Below are 14,403 nucleotides of genomic sequence, written 5' to 3'. Positions count from 1 at the left end.
CGCCCCTCCTCGTGGAAGGGCGGCCCGTTCCATGTCCAGCGCCAGGCGCGGGACGGCTACGGCACGCGCTCCCACGCGTCCTGCCAGGCGATGCCCGTGCCCGGCGCGTAGTACGACGCCACGCCCTTGCACCAGCCGGAGTACGGGAAGGGCTTGCAGCGGTAGAGGAGCCCGTCCGTGCCCTCCACCAGCGTGCCCGCCGTGTAGCTGTCGAGGCCCGCCGGGTACTTGTACTGCGCCGTGCCGCCGGTGCCGCCGTCACTGCCGCCGGTGGAGGGCTTCTCGATGTCCACCTGGAACGAGTAGCCCGTCTCCTTCGCGTACACGCGGTTGCCCAGCGCGTCCTGCACCGGCGTCACGCTGCCCGTCGTCTGCAGCACGCCCACCTGCACGCGGCTGGAGCCCGCGTTCACCTGCTGCGCCAGCCGGTACATCCACGTGGCCGCGGGCGTGGCCGCGTCGAGCGTCAGCGGATGGGACTCGGCGTCGCGGCCCGCGCTGTCGAAGAGGCGGAACGTCACCTTGCTCGCCCTGGGCAGGTCCTCGCGCGCCTGCACCTGGCCCAGCTCCTTCCACGCCACCGGCGGCGGCGGCGTGTTGCTGAACTTCACGTCCGTGCAGGCGTAGAAGGCCTCCGGGCTGTCCGCGCGCTGCCAGATGGCGTAGATGACGTGCGAGCCCGTCCGCGCCGCCGGGAAGGGGCAGTTGAGCCGGTAGCGGTTGTTCACCGCGGACACGTTGGTGACGTTGCAGAAGGGCGACGCCTCCAGGTCCGACCACTTCAAGGGCAGCGCCGGGTTGTAGCCCTCCTTCGTCACGAAGAGCTGGAAGTAGCCCGTGGCGTGCACCGCGGTGGCGTGGAAGACGAACTCGAAGCGGCCGTTGCTGTCTGGCGCAACCAGCGTGGACGGCCAGTCCGTGCGCGCCAGGTCCAGGCCCCTGTGGCTCTCATTGGCCGCGCTGCACAGCTTGCCGTCCGGGATGATTTCCCGGTGGCGCCCGTTGGCGGCGCCCTGCCGGACGCCGTTCCAGTCGTACAGCGCCTGCGTCCCACCGGCCTGCACCAGGGCCTTGCACGCGGCGGACTTCGGACTCTCCGGCCCTTCCTTGAAACATCCGTAGACGCGGCTCAGGGGAACTTCCATGGAGCCGTGCGCCGCCGCCGGACCGGCGGACAGCAGGGAGACGAACGCGAGCACCGCGGTGAAGGCCCTGCGAATGGCTGGGAACATCCCTTCCTCCTCTGTTCGAAAACAAAGGAGGAAGGGCGCGGGCGAATCGGGTCAACGGCTGCTTCAGGCCAGCAGCTCCGTCAGCAGGCCCTTGGGCAGCGAGGGGTCGCCGAAGTCGTCCAGCGGGCCCCCGGCCGCGTTCTTCAGGCCCACCGCGGCGCCAATGGTGTTGAGCATCTTGTTGAGGTTGGGGCTGGAGTTGCCGCCCGCCGCCGTCACCGCCACGCCCTGCTTGAGGTAGCCGTTGCAGCTGCCCGCCAGGATGAAGGGGACGTTGCGCGCCGAGTGCGCCGGCCCGTTGCCCAGGTCGTTGAACCAGACGGACACGCCCTGGTCGACCAGCTTCTTGCCGTCCGGCATCGTGTAGGCCGCCAGCCGGTCCAGCAGGTAGTTGAAGGTCTGCGCGAACTGCGCGTCCACGCGCGAGTGCAGCAGGTCCGACCCGGCGATGACGCTGCCCAGCGCGTCGTGCGACAGCCGGCGGTGGGAGATGTAGTGGAAGTTCTCCATCAGCTGCCCCGTCGTCGGGTCGCGGTAGCGCGTGGAGCCGTCGTTGCCGTCCCCCACCTGGATGGCCACCGAGCGCGTGGTACCGCACGCCACCGCCAGCACCGCGATGTCCATGTGCAGCCGCACCGAGGCCAGCACCTTGTCGCCGTCCGTGCTGTTGTAGCCGGGCGCCTGCTGCTGCAGCCACAGCTCCTCGTCCACGCGGGCGCGGCAGCTCAGGGCCACCTCCAGGTCGCGCACGTTGGACAGGTGCAGGTCCAGGCGCTGCCGGTCCGTGCTGCTCAGCTCCGGACGCGACTGGAGCGCCTTCAGCTGGCCCGACACCAGGTCGTTGAGGCTCTTCTGGCGCACCAGCAGCTGCTCGCGCGCCTCCGGCGTGAGGCCTCCGGGGCCGCCCACCATGGTCTGGTAGGCCACCCACGGGTCGTGCAGCGCGGCCCTTCGCGAGGAATTGCCCCGGTGGGAGATGCATGGGCCGCCCAGCCACCCGCCGGACCTGCCCGCGTAGAGGAAGAGCGAGTCGCGCTTCTGCGGGTTCAGCTCGCGGCCGATGCGGTGGTCCAGCGACTCGCCGGACGCCTCGGAGTTGCCGCCCGCGCCCTCCACGGCGGGGCCCCGCGCGGTGAGGCACTGGAGCGCGCCCCGGGCGTGGCCGTCCCCGTAGTTGTAGTCCTTCATGTTGACGTTGCGCACCACCAGCAGGCGCGCGCGGTGGTCCGCCAGCTCCACCAGCGACTTGCCCGCGAGCGTCGCGGTGGTGAGGTTGCCCAGCGGCTCCGGCCAGAAGCGCTCCGGCTCGCTGCCCAGCTCCGAGGTGTTCTGCGCGGTGGCCACGCCATCCGCCTGGCGAAGGAAGATGGCGAAGGGCAGCGCGCCGGGTTCCGCCGCCTGGGCCTTCCGGGGCAGGAGCCCCTCCAGCACCGGCAGTCCCAGCATGACGCCACCCAGGCCCTGCAACACGCGTCGACGGCTCAGTTTCACGGCAGCTCCTCCGGGTGGCGCGTCACGAAGCCCACGCCCGTCACGACCTCGACGACCAGGTCCACGATGGGCAGCTGTCCCGACTGCGACAGCTTGCCCAGCCGCTGCACCAGCGCCTCGTCTTCCTCGGCCGCGGGGCGTCCGCTCAGGAACTCCACCCAGTGGCGCGCGTAGCACGCGTGCACCGCCTGCGCGTTCGCGAGCGCGTCCGCCAGGTCCAGCGCGTCCTTCACCGACACCTTCTGCCCGCCGATGCCCGGCGACGACGTGGCGTCCACCGGGTGCCCGTTGTCCGTCGTGCGGTAGCCGCCCACGGCGTCGAAGTTCTCGAAGGGGAAGCCCAGCGGGTTGATGAGCGTCGTGTGGCAGGACGCGCACACCGTGCCGGGCGCTTCCGTGTGCGACGTCACCACCTCGCGGTTGGTGCGGCCGTTGGGCGCGGGCAGCGCGGGGATGTTGGCCGGCGGCGCGCCAATCTTCTGGCAGAGCAGGCGCTCCGACAGGAACACGCCCCGGTGGATGGGGTCCGGGTCCAACGACGTCGCGTGCGACGCGAGGAAGCCCACCTGCGTAAGGATGCCCCGCCGCTGCGCACCGTCCAGCGTCACCGGCACGAAGTTCGCGCTGAACGTCCCGGTGAGGCCGTAGACGCGCGCCAGCTCGTCGTTGACGAAGGTGTCGCGCGACGTGAGCAGGTCCGCGAAGCGGCCCTTGCGCCCGAAGACGACGTCCTCCACGAAGAGGGCGTTCTCCTTCGCCGCGGACTCCGCCAGCTTCGCGGTGACGTTGGGGAAGCGCGTGGTGTTGGGGAGGATGCGCGCGTAGCGGGCCACGTCGAAGACGACCTGGTGGTAGGCGTCCACCACGCCGCGCGCCCGGGGGTCCGCCATCATCCGGCGCGCCTCCGCGGCCACGCCCTCGCGCTTCGACAGCAGGCCCTCGCGCGCGGCGGCGAACAGCGCGTCGTCCGGCATGGAGTTCCAGAGCGCGTAGCTCAGCCGCGACGCCACCTCGAACGCGTCCAGCGGCACCTTGCCGTCCGCGGCCTGCGTGCTGCGCTCCACGCGGTAGAGGAACAGGGGCGACTGGAGGAAGCCCTCCAGCACCATCCGCAAGCCGCCCTGGAACGCGGCCATCGTCGGGTACGCCTGCGGCCCCGTGCGGTACAGCGCCAGGTACCCCGCCACCTCGTCCGGGGTCAGCGGGCGGCGCAGGGCGCGCAGGCCGAAGGACTCCACGAACGCCTTCGCGCGCGCCTCGTCCGTGGTGCTGCCCGGGGGCAGCAGCTTGCCCAGCTTCGTCGCGTCCGTGGCCACCTGCCCGGCCAGGTCCGCCGCCGCGCGCTGGTAGGCGCCCCACAGCGCCTCGTCCACCGACAGCGCGCGCGCGTCGTTGCCGAAGAGGAAGCCGCTCTGGGCCGGATCCGCGCGGAACGTCTGCGCCAGCGCCGTGGGCGCCGCGTCCAGCTTGAGCAGGTCCTTCACGCTGCTCACCCACTGCGCATGCGTCAGCCGCGCGACGCGCACCGAGCGCGCCGGCTGCTCCACCAGGGGCGGGGGGTTGTTCGTGCCGTCCGGGTTGCCACCACCGGAGCCCGGATTGCGGGGATTCGCCGCGTCAGAAATCTGGCCTTCGCAGGCACTCAAGAAACTCAAGGAGGCCGCGAGAAGCGCGGAACTCATCCATCGTCGACGTCGCGCCATGGGGGGAAGCGCCTCCGTTCGTTGGAGGTCATCCCACTGGGGAGGCGTCAGGAAGTCAATCCGTACACCGGACGGCCGGGTTCCCAGTCACATGAATACTGGAAATGACCATCAACACCGGATCATCCCGGGATGAGGAAGCGCGCGATGACGCGCTTGAGGCCCACGTTCCCGCCGAACTCCACGGTGACCTTGGCGTTGGGGCCGGAGCCTTCCGCGGCGACGATTCGGCCGGAGCCGAACTGTTCATGGCGCACGCGCATGCCGCGCACGTCGCCGCCCACGCCGTCCATGTCGGACGACGCCTGTGAGTAGCTGCGGTCCACGCGCGGGCCGGTCTCGTCGTCGTCCCAGTTCCGGCGGCGCTGCGGCATGGCGGCGGCGCGCGGCGGGGGCGGCAGGTCGTTCTCCTTGAAGCCGAAGAGGGCCTGCGGCACGTCCGCGAGGAAGCGGCTGGGCGGGTTGTACTTGAGCTCGCCGAAGAGGGAGCGGCACTGCGCCAGGCTCACGAACAGCCGCTTGCGCGCGCGGGTGAAGCCCACGTAGCAGAGCCTGCGCTCCTCGGCCATCTCCTCGCCGCCGTCGGGCTCCTCGCTCTTGAGCGCGCGCGAGTGCGGGAAGACGCCCTCCTCCAGGCCGGTGAGGAACACGGCGTCGAACTCCAGGCCCTTGGCCGCGTGCAGCGTCATCAGCGCCACGCGCCCCTCGCTGACCTCCGCGTCCGCTTCACCCACCAGGCTGATCTGCTCCAGGAAGGCCTGCAGGGGCGGCACGTCCGCGGTGAGCGGCGCGGAGTCCACGCCCTCCGGCGCCTCCTCCTCGCGCGCTTCCACCGCCTGGGCGGCCGCGACCATGTCCGACGCGCGCTTCAAGTCGAACTCCTGCGCCGCGCCCAGCAGTTCCTTCAGGTTCTCCGCCCGGGTGAGCGCCTCGTCGCTGCCGTCCGCGACGAGCGACTCCACGAGCTTCGACTCCTTGAGCATCTGGTCCACCGCGCCCGCCGCGTCCTTCGCCGTCAGCGAGAAGGCGTGCAGCGACTGGAGCAGCTGGTGGAACCCGCCCAGCCGCTTCTGCGCGGTGGCGTTGAGGGACGGGATGCGGTGGCGCTCGCCCAGGGCCTCGTAGAGGCTCAGGCCCTGCTCGTTCGCGAAGTCCGTCAGCCGCTCCTCGGTGGTGTCGCCGATGCCGCGCGCCGGCACGTTGAGCACGCGCAGCAGGTCCGCGTCCGAGCGGGGGTTCACCATCAGCCGCAGGTACGCGGACGCGTCGCGCACCTCCGCGCGGTCGTAGAAGCTGCGTCCGCTCACCAGCTGGTACGGCACGCGCGCCAGCCGCAGCGCCTCTTCCAGCACGCGGCTCTGCGCGTTGGTCCGGTAGAACACCGCCATGCTGGAGAACTTGATGAAGCCCTCGCGCTGGACGGCCAGGATGCGCCGGGCCACCTCCTGCGCCTCCGCGCGCTCGTCGCGGTGCAAGAGCAGCTCCAGGTTCTCCCCCTTGGGCCGCTCGCTCCAGAGCTTCTTCGCCATGCGGCGCGGGTTCTTGGAGATGACCTCGTGCGCGGCGGTGAGGATGTTCTGGTCGGAGCGGTAGTTCTGCTCCAGCTTCACCACCTTCGCGCCCGGGTACTGCATGGGGAACTGGAGGATGTTGTCCACGTCCGCGCCGCGCCAGCGGTAGATGGACTGGTCGTCGTCACCCACCACCACCAGGTTCGCGGACGGCGGCGGGGCAATCTGGCGCAGGAACGCGTACTGCACGGGGTTGGTGTCCTGGAACTCGTCCACCAGCACGTGCGTGAAGCGCGTGCGGTAGCGCTCGAGCACGTCCGGCCGGTCGCGGAAGAGCTTCACGAGGAGCAGCAGCAGGTCCCCGAAGTCCACCGCGTTCGCCGCGCGCAAGAGCTTCTGGTAGCCCGCGTACACGCGCTTGACGATCTGCCCGCGCACGTCCTCCTGCTCCACGCGCATGTCCTCCGGCAGCCGCGCGGCGTTCTTCTCCTGGTCGATGCGGTGGAGGATTTCGCGCGGCTGCATCACCGGCTCCACGCCCGCGTCGCGCATGGCGCGCTTCACCAGGCTGAGCTGGTCGCCGTCGTCGTAGATGACGAAGGACCGGGTGAGGCCCACGGCCTCCGCCTCGCGGCGAAGGATCATGGCCGCGGCCGAGTGGAACGTGCTCACCACCAGGTCGTTGGCCTGGGCGCCCAGGAGCTGCGTGAGGCGCTCGCGCATCTCGCGCGCGGCCTTGTTGGTGAAGGTGACGGCCAGGATGCGCCAGGGGAAGACGCGGCGCACCTTCACTAGGTAGGCCACCCGGCGGGTGATGACGCGCGTCTTGCCGCTGCCAGCGCCCGACAGCACGAGCAGGGGGCCGTCGCCGTGGAGCACGGCTTCCGCCTGGGGCGGGTTGAGGTCTTCGAGGAGGGCGGTTTCGTGCGCGTTCACGGGGGCTTCCACCGGGGGGAAAGAACCCCGTCTTCTAACGTCTTTCGCACGCCGGTGCCGGGTCTTCCGCCATCCCTGGCGCCCGCCGGGCCGTCCGCTCCAGGGACGGGCAGGAGCGTGGGATATAAGAAGGGTCCACCGCCATGTCCGACACCCCGTCCCGCCCGTCCCAGGCCCAGCTCGACCGCTTCGCGGACCTCTTCAACCAGAGCCTCACCCTGCGCCACTTCGGCGCCCGGATGTCCTTCCCCGAAGGGCGCATGGTGGTGGTGGAGCTCCCGGAGGTGCAGCCGCAGCACCGGGGCGGCCTGGGGGCCTCCGCCGTCAACGGCGGCGTGCTCTCCGCCCTCTTCGACTTCGCCATCGGCTGCACCCCCGCGCTGCGCGACCCCACCCGCCGCTGCGCCACCGTCCAGCTGTCCATGAGCTTCGAGCGCCCCGCCACCGGCAACCACCTCCGGGTGGAGGCCGTCATCGACAACGGCGGCCCGTCCACCGTCTTCGCCTCCGCGAAGCTGATGGACGCGGAAGGCCGGGTGTGCGCCCGCTGCCAGGGCGTCGTGCGCGTCTCCTCCCAGCCGTGGGCCTCCGGCGAGAGCCCCGCCACCAACTGACATTCCCCCACCCCGGGCCACCCTTGCCCCTTTCCTTCGATATGCCCGGCCTGGAGGCGCGTTTCCCTGGCAGCCCGGGGCAGGAACGGTCCCCGGGGGACGAGCGCGGCTCGCAACGGGAAGACGGCATGGATGCAGCCGTACAGGGCTTGGGGATGACGACCCTCCAGTCGCGGCAGGACACAGGCAGGGTCGCTCGGCCGGCGGCGCCGGACGAGGAGGCCCTGTCCCGGCGCGCGCTGGCGGGAGAGCGGGCCGCGTGGGACGCGCTCATCGCGCGGCACCAGCGCCGGGTGGTGGTGTCGCTGCTCGCGCGGGGCATCCGGGTGGACCGGGCCCAGGAGCTGGCGCAGGAGACGTGGGCGCGGCTCATCCAGCAGCAGCAGCGGGGCCTGCTCACGGAGCTGCGCCTGCCGTACCTCGCGCTCACCCAGGCGGCGTTCCTCGCGTCGGATGACGCCCGGCGCACGCGGCGTGAGTCGGTGGACGGCACGGTGGAGGACCTGCCGGAGCGGCAGCAGCCGGTGGACCCCGCGCAGTCCGCGGAGAAGCGCCTGTTGTCCGAGGAGCAGCTGGCCCGGGCGCGCGACGCGCTGGAGCAGGTGGCGCCGGGCGCGCGCAACGTCTTCCTCCTGGCCTGTGACGGCCAGGGGCTTCCCCATGCCGAGGTCGCCTCCCGCGTCGGGCTGTCCGTCCAGCGCGTGCGACAGATTTTGTGCGAGGTCCGCAAGAAGCTGCGCACCGCGCTCGAAGAGGAAAACCATGTCTAGCCCCACGCCCCACCTCACCCGCGACCGCACGGAGCAGTACCTGCTGGGCGCGCTGCCGCCCGAAGCCTGCGCGGAGCTGGAGGCCCACACCCTCACGTGCGAGCCGTGCGCGCGGCTGCTCCAGGAGGAGGCCCTGCTGGAGGAGCAGCTGTACGAGGTCGCCGCCGCCACGCCCCGCGAGGCCGTCGTGGTGCGCCCCGCGCGCTGGCACCGTCCGGCCGCTGTCGCGGCGGCGCTGGTCGCGGTGGCGGCCTCCGTGTTCCTGCTGCTGCGGCCGGGAGGGACCGTGTCCACCCCGCCGGTGACGCCCGTGGAAGCGCCGGTCGTCGCGGTGCAGGAAGCGGAGGAAGGGCCCCGGGACATCGTGGTCGCGTGCCCGGACCTGGCCACGCAGGAGCACTGCCTCCAGTCCGCGAGCGCGCGCGGGCTGCTCGTGTATCACCCCGGTGGACAGGGCGAGGTCCCCCGCTACGACGCATCCAGCGGGCTGACCCGGGTGGCGCTGAGCTCGCGGCCGGCCGCCCTGTAAGGACATCCTCGATGACGCTCCGAACCCGCATCCCCGGCCTGCTGCTGGCGCTCTGCGCGCCCCTCGCTGCGGCCCAGACCCCCTCCACCGCGTCGAGCGCCTCCACGACGGCGCTCGCGTCCACCTCGGCGGCGACACCCGAAGCCGCGGCGCCGAAGCCCGGCGAAGTCCCGGGCCCCGCCCTGAAGTCCGGTGCGGCGCCGATGTCCACGGCCTCGGTGGCTCCCGCTTCGTCGCCCTCTGGCGCGACAGCGGCGCCCTCCTCGGGCGGCATGCCCGCCGCGCCGGGGGCGACGCGGGCGAAGCTGCCGCAGGGTTGGTACGTCACGGAGAGCGCGCCCGCGCACTACGAAGCGGGCGTGGATGAGTCTTCCCCGTGCGAAGGCACGCGCAGCGCGTTCCTGCGCTCGCGCACCCAGGCCACGGACAGCTTCGGCACGTTCATGCAGGCCTTCAGCGCGCAGGACTTCCGGGGCAAGCGCCTGCGCTTCTCCGCCGCCGTGCGCCACCAGGACGTGAAGGGCTGGGCGGGGCTGTGGATGCGCGTGGAGGGCGCGGACCCCAAGCAGCCGCTCGCCTTCGACAACATGCAGTCGCGCGCCCTCGTGGGCACCCACGGCTGCAAGCGCTACGACGTCGTGCTGGACGTGCCGAAGGAGGCCACCACCATCATGGCGGGCCTCATCATGAGCGGCACCGGCCAGGCGTGGCTCGGCGGCGTGCGCTTCGAGACGGTGGATGCGTCGGTGAAGACGACGGACCTGCTCGCCACCCCGCAGCCGCTGCCCTCCGGCCCCCAGGGCCTGGAGGAGCTTCCCGTCTCCGCCCCCGTCTGGAGCGGCGGCGAGCGGCTGGGCCGCGTGGGCTACTACTGGTTCGACGCCCTCACCGTGCAGACGGAGAACCCGCTGGTGAAGGGCAAGGGCCAGCTGTGGCAGGGCACCGTGGGCGACGAGCTCTTCGAGCACGGCATCGAGGTGAACGGCACCTACCGGAACTACCCGCTGCGCGTGAAGGTGCACGCGGGCGGCTCCACCACCCGCATCCAGGGCACCTGGGGCACCGGCCCGGTGGACATCCGCCTCAGCCCGGACGTGCTGCACATGCGCTGGGGCGTCTTCGAGCGCAAGCTCCTGCGCGACCGGGACGCCGCCGCGGAGCAGGGCTGCAACGTCTACCGACAGATGGAGGGCGTGCACGAGATGGACCGCATCGACGTGTGCGGCGTCGCGCTCGCCACCCGGCCGCCGCTCACGCAGCTGGTGGTGTCGTTCCTCGCCAACACCTTCCGCCGCGATCCGTCGCCCTTCACGCCGCCCGTGCCCCGTCCGCCCGTGCGCTCCCCGCAGCCGTATGACGCGTCCGGGGGCCATCGCCCCGCCTCGCAGCTCCAGTGAGGCGGGGGCGGAAGGAAGGGCCCTGCCCTTCCTTCATCGCCTGACGTCAGAACGCGAAGTCGCGCTCCAGCGTTTCCTGCCCGGCCTGCACCGTGAGGTGGGCCGCGTGCGCGCCGGTGGCCAGCGCCGTGGACAGGTCGAAGGACAGCCCCTCCGGCCCCTGCGTCGGCTTGAGCGACGGACGCCCCGGCGACAGGAAGACGGCGGCCGTCACGGCGCGCGTACCCAGGGGCTGCACCAGCAGCCGCACCCGTTGACGCTCGCGCACCAGCACCACGCGGAAGTCGCGCCACTCCTCCAGCACCTCGCGGTGCTCCGGCAGGCGGGCCGCGCCCGGGCGCCGGGCCACGTCCGCGCGGGAGTCCCGCGCCGCGCGCGGGGCCTGCGCCCCGTCCTCTTCCAGCTCCAGCGCCTCGTCGATGGCGGCGTCGCCCTCTTCCAGCGCCAGCACGGCCTGCGCGCACTCGCCACAGCCCGCCGTGTGGGCCTCCACGCGCTCGCGCTCCTCGCGGCCCATCTCGCCCGAGTCCAGCCGCCACAGCTCGTCGTCCGTGAGGTGACGGCGCGGGGGGCTGTCCACCACCGCGGTGTCCGCCCGGTCCGCGCGGCAGCTGGCACAGTCCTTCAGGTGCTCAGGCTCCTTCATGGGGCGGCCCGTCCAGGACGCCACCAGGTCATCGCAGCCGGCCCGCGCGGAGAACCACCACGCGCCGGGACGCTCCACGGGGTCCAGGAGGTCGCGCTCGGCGCGGCGCTCGGCGTTGAGCGGGATGAACCAGCGCGCCCGGGAGCGCAGCGCGGTGTCCAGGTGGCCCAGCGCCCCGAGAAACCGCTCGCGAGCGGCGAGCGCGTCCCCGTCCAGCGGGCCCTTCAGCATCTCCCAGGTGACGAGCGCGCGGGCGGCGGAGGCGGCCCGGTCCCGGGCGGCCAGTCCTTCCAGCGCGGACGCGCGCCACAGCTCCGCTTCCTCACCCTCGTCGCCCAGCGCCACCTCCATCGACTCCTCGGCGGCACGCAGGAGCAGCGGCTGGAGCGCCTGCGGTTTCTGCTGGCCAAGCCAGGCTTCCACCTGGGGGCGGTCCAGGCCCTTCAAGGCCTCTTCCACCCCGTCGGTGCCGAGCCGGTCCGAGCGGCGCAGCACATCCCCCACCACCTCCAACAGCTCGCCCACCGGAAGGGGGCCCGCGCCCAGGCGCGCGTACCGGGCCTGGTAGCGGGACAGCGCGTCGCCCTTCATCGGGACATCCCGGGCAGGGCGGAGGACATCTGCCCCCCGCGGGGCGTCACGACGGCTCCTCCGGCAGTCCGTCCCGCTGCAGCTCCAGCAGGTACAGGCGCAGGTATGCCTGGGCGCGGCTGACGCGCTTGTACGAGTTCACCACGCTGATGTCCAAACGGCGTGCGCATTCCTCGTGATCCTCCACGTCCTCGTGGTGATACAGCTCCCATGCGGAAGCCTCCTTGGGGTGCTCCTGCTGGAGCCTGGCGTAGGCGGCCCAGTACAGCTCCTGCGCCTCGGCGCGCTCCTCGCGACGCCGTGCGCCTTCCACCGCCCGGGCCACCTCGGACGGGGTCTCTTCCATGACGTCATCGGGCGACACCGGCGCGGGCGCCAGCTCCTCCCGGTGCCGCCGGTAGAAGTCGATGGCGACGTGCTTGACGATGCGCAGGAAGAACGTCTTGGGAGACGCGCTCCTGCCCGGCATCTGCTCGGACACGCCCCGGAACTGGTCCAGGCCCCGGTCGAGGAACTTCCCCACCGCGTCCTGGAAGAGCTCGTCGGCGTCCGCCGGGGAGCCGCGTCCGTAGCTGCCCTGAATCCTGCTGATGACGTAGCGGGCCGGGCGCGCCCATCGCGCGCACAAGGCCCCCAGCGGGGTTCCCACGGCCTCGCCCGTGGCGCGGCGGCGGGACACCTCCGCGAACAATTCCTCATCCGTGAGCTGCTCGTACACCGGAGGACCCTGGAGGCTGTCCCGGGACGTCCTCATCCCGAGAGGTTGGGTTACGGGGATGTGGCGCGGCAAGGTAGCACGTTGCATCCGCGGACAGCCTCCGACTGGTTACCCCAACCCCCGACTCCCGCCCCCCGCGTTTCCTGACACGCTTTCTTCGCGGGCCCGAAAATGACGCGGCGGGTCTTCTCCATAGAGGACGGAGCAGGCCTCCAAGCCCCCGGAAAAAGGCCGGGAAATGCGCGGTCAGGTTTCCGGCCGGGGGGGCGTCCTGGGGCGCATCGCTTTCGAGCGCCCGGCCGAAGAGGCCCTACACGCCGTGGTTCGACTCCACCCCTCCGCTCGCAAGGCGGGGGGACCGCCGGCGGTCCGGCACTGAACTTGGGTTTCAGCCAACCGGCTTCCTCACTCGGGCGCTCACTTTTTCCCTCCCAACTCCAGGCGGCCCTTCCGGGCATGCCTTGCGTCCCGAAAGGGGGACGACCGCCATGAGCACCGCTCGCACCCAGACGACCCTTCCGGAGACGCAGCGGGGACCGGCCGAGCGGCTGCTCGACGTGGTGCTCGGCGGCTCCGCCCACCTGTGGCATCACCGCCCGGGCCTGGACGTGAACGGCACCTGGGTGGCCGCCGCCAGCGCGGACGCGAAGGCGCAGGCGCGCGGCCGCAAGGTGGCGCCGGGCCTGTTCGTGCCCGCCGCGGTGAAGCTGTACGGCCAGCTCTTGGAGCTCTACCGCCTCAACCCCATGCTGATGGCGCACTTCGCGTCGTACGCGCTGACGCAGACGGACTGGCGCGACCTGAAGGTGGCCACCTGCGCGCTGATGCTGGTGCAGGAGCACGCGGGCCAGCCCGTGCGCGACGGCCAGGGCGCGGTCGCCTTCCACGACGACGACTACCGCGCCATCGGCGAGGCCATGGTGCTGCACTACGTGCGCCGCTCCACGCGGATGCTCACGCCCAAGGCCGTGCTGCGCGTGGCGGAGCTGCTGGAGACGCCGGAGATTGCCCGCCTCAACCGCGCCGCGGGCTTCGGAGACCCGGCGTCGCGCAAGCCGCCCCTGGGCCGCTGGAAGCGCGTGGCCCAGAAGTGGCTGGCCGCGCGCGAGGCGAACCTGCCCATGCTCCAGGGCCTGGTGAAGGCGGGCTACAAGGAGACGCTGAAGCGGCTGGCGCGCAAGGCGGGCTACAAGCCCCAGTCACAGGGCTTCTTCGAGGTGCTCGGCTGGAAGCAGAAGCAGGCGGGCGGGGGCCACCGGCAGGTGGGCCTGCAGGGCCTGACGCTGGTGAAGCGCGAGCGCTTCGACGGCCTCTCCGAGGCGGAGATCTGCGAGTGGATTGAACTGGAGCGGCTCTCCTACAAGGAGGTCGTGGGCCGGCTGCCGAAGGACGTGGGCCTCACGCCCGCCATCCTGGCGACGCTGCTGCCGTCGTTGTCGGACCGCGACCTGCGGCTGATGACGCCCACGCTGGAGGACCTGGGCCTGCTGCAGGAGCCCTCCGTGAAGGCGCGCTGGGAGCGGGCGGTGGCGAACGCGACGGACCAGCGCTCGCTGAACATCGCGAAGAACGTCCGGAGCGAGGACGTGCGCCGCAAGCTGGAGGAGGCGAGCGACAACGCGGTGAAGAAGGCGGTGGCGGAGGCGACGGCGGAGGCGGACGTGCGGGTGATGTTCCTCATCGACAAGTCCGGGTCCATGGAGGGGGCCATCGAGCAGTCCAAGGAGGCGCTGTCGCGCATCCTCGCGGGCTTCCCGATGGACAAGCTGCACGTGGCGGCGTTCGACACCATGGGCACGGTGCTCAAGCCCAAGGCGCCCAACCGCACGGCGGTGCAGCACATGCTGTCCGGGCTGAAGGCGTCCGGCGGCACGGTGCACGCGGCCGGTGTCCACGCGCTGCACCGCTCCGGCGTGCGCATCCCGGCGGAGGCGAAGCTGGTGGTGATGGTGGTGGGTGACGAGGCGGGCGAGGCGGGCGACCAGTTCGCCCGGGCCTTCCACGCGTGTGGCTACAGCGTGGCGGCCATGGCGTTGCTGGTGAGCGTGGCGGGGGCGCGCGGCAGCACGGTGCGCTCGGGAGCGAAGCAGCTGGGCGTACCGTTCAACGAGGTGAGCGTGGGGCAGTTCGCGGACCCCTACCAGGTGCCGCGCGTGCTCCAGGCGCTCGTGGACGCCCCGCGCGAGGCGGGGGCCAGCCAGTCCGGCTGGGTGGACCGGGTGATGAGCACGCCGCTGCTGAAGGTGGCGTGAAGACGGAGGCAGG

Annotated in this window: 11 protein-coding genes; 5 read left to right on the top strand and 6 right to left on the bottom strand. The window is 72.0% G+C overall.

Annotation, left to right across the window (positions count from 1 at the left end; genetic code table 11):
• Window positions 1-56 precede the first annotated feature (56 nt).
• From NR792_RS34705 to NR792_RS34690, 4 genes are all read right to left on the bottom strand, one after another.
• Entirely contained in the window at window positions 57-1,232 is a 1,176-nt protein-coding gene (locus tag NR792_RS34705; RefSeq protein ID WP_375756994.1) for a lytic polysaccharide monooxygenase, read from the bottom strand.
• Between the two features lie 63 nt (window positions 1,233-1,295).
• Window positions 1,296-2,723, bottom strand: a complete 1,428-nt coding sequence (locus tag NR792_RS34700) for a DUF1552 domain-containing protein (RefSeq protein ID WP_375756993.1) — start codon at window positions 2,721-2,723, stop codon at window positions 1,296-1,298.
• A complete protein-coding gene (locus tag NR792_RS34695; protein ID WP_375756992.1) occupies window positions 2,720-4,369 on the bottom strand; it encodes a DUF1592 domain-containing protein in 1,650 nt (549 codons plus the stop codon). Before NR792_RS34695 ends, NR792_RS34700 begins: the two co-directional genes overlap by 4 nt.
• Window positions 4,370-4,548: 179 nt before the next feature.
• Complete coding sequence (locus NR792_RS34690; protein WP_375756991.1) at window positions 4,549-6,873, bottom strand: ATP-dependent helicase; 2,325 nt, start codon at window positions 6,871-6,873, stop codon at window positions 4,549-4,551.
• A gap of 143 nt (window positions 6,874-7,016) precedes the next feature.
• Between NR792_RS34690 and NR792_RS34685 the strand changes: the two genes are divergently transcribed.
• The 4 genes from NR792_RS34685 (at window position 7,017) to NR792_RS34670 (ending at window position 10,183) form a co-directional block, all read left to right on the top strand.
• Complete coding sequence (locus NR792_RS34685) at window positions 7,017-7,487, top strand: PaaI family thioesterase (protein ID WP_375756990.1); 471 nt, start codon at window positions 7,017-7,019, stop codon at window positions 7,485-7,487.
• A gap of 128 nt (window positions 7,488-7,615) precedes the next feature.
• The gene (locus NR792_RS34680; protein ID WP_375756989.1) at window positions 7,616-8,257 is read left to right on the top strand and encodes an RNA polymerase sigma factor; all 642 of its coding nucleotides are present in this window, start codon (window positions 7,616-7,618) and stop codon (window positions 8,255-8,257) included.
• Window positions 8,250-8,786 (top strand): zf-HC2 domain-containing protein, encoded by a 537-nt coding sequence (locus NR792_RS34675; RefSeq protein WP_375756988.1) that lies wholly within the window; start codon window positions 8,250-8,252, stop codon window positions 8,784-8,786. The genes NR792_RS34680 and NR792_RS34675 overlap by 8 nt, the downstream gene beginning before the upstream one ends.
• An 11-nt stretch (window positions 8,787-8,797) precedes the next feature.
• Entirely contained in the window at window positions 8,798-10,183 is a 1,386-nt protein-coding gene (locus NR792_RS34670; RefSeq protein WP_375756987.1) for an AraC family transcriptional regulator, read from the top strand.
• 46 nt (window positions 10,184-10,229) lie between these two features.
• On the opposite strand, the gene NR792_RS34665 is transcribed toward NR792_RS34670, so the two are convergent.
• Window positions 10,230-11,420: a zf-HC2 domain-containing protein gene (locus NR792_RS34665; protein WP_375756986.1), complete on the bottom strand. Its 1,191-nt coding sequence runs from the start codon at window positions 11,418-11,420 to the stop codon at window positions 10,230-10,232.
• Between the two features lie 46 nt (window positions 11,421-11,466).
• Window positions 11,467-12,138 (bottom strand): RNA polymerase sigma factor, encoded by a 672-nt coding sequence (locus NR792_RS34660; protein WP_120554282.1) that lies wholly within the window; start codon window positions 12,136-12,138, stop codon window positions 11,467-11,469.
• 488 nt (window positions 12,139-12,626) lie between these two features.
• Here NR792_RS34660 and NR792_RS34655 point away from each other — a divergent pair, with 488 nt between their 5' ends.
• Entirely contained in the window at window positions 12,627-14,390 is a 1,764-nt protein-coding gene (locus tag NR792_RS34655; RefSeq protein ID WP_375756985.1) for a VWA domain-containing protein, read from the top strand.
• The last annotated feature ends 13 nt before the right edge of the window (window positions 14,391-14,403 follow it).

The sequence above is a fragment of the Corallococcus exercitus genome (genome assembly GCF_042231735.1).
Classification (GTDB): Bacteria; Myxococcota; Myxococcia; order Myxococcales; family Myxococcaceae; genus Corallococcus; species Corallococcus exercitus_B.
Note: the sequence above shows the minus strand (reverse complement) of the source record. Positions and strands in the feature narration are given on the sequence as shown.

What these genes read in the sequence shown, in the direction of transcription:
- NR792_RS34665 (WP_375756986.1), bottom strand. Translation starts at nt 11,420, where the DNA reads ATGAAGGGCGACGCGCTGTCCCGCTACCAGGCCCGGTACGCGCGCCTG.
- NR792_RS34685 (WP_375756990.1), top strand. Translation starts at nt 7,017, where the DNA reads ATGTCCGACACCCCGTCCCGCCCGTCCCAGGCCCAGCTCGACCGCTTC.
- NR792_RS34680 (WP_375756989.1), top strand. Translation starts at nt 7,616, where the DNA reads ATGGATGCAGCCGTACAGGGCTTGGGGATGACGACCCTCCAGTCGCGG.
- NR792_RS34670 (WP_375756987.1), top strand. Translation starts at nt 8,798, where the DNA reads ATGACGCTCCGAACCCGCATCCCCGGCCTGCTGCTGGCGCTCTGCGCG.
- NR792_RS34705 (WP_375756994.1), bottom strand. Translation starts at nt 1,232, where the DNA reads ATGTTCCCAGCCATTCGCAGGGCCTTCACCGCGGTGCTCGCGTTCGTC.
- NR792_RS34655 (WP_375756985.1), top strand. Translation starts at nt 12,627, where the DNA reads ATGAGCACCGCTCGCACCCAGACGACCCTTCCGGAGACGCAGCGGGGA.
- NR792_RS34675 (WP_375756988.1), top strand. Translation starts at nt 8,250, where the DNA reads ATGTCTAGCCCCACGCCCCACCTCACCCGCGACCGCACGGAGCAGTAC.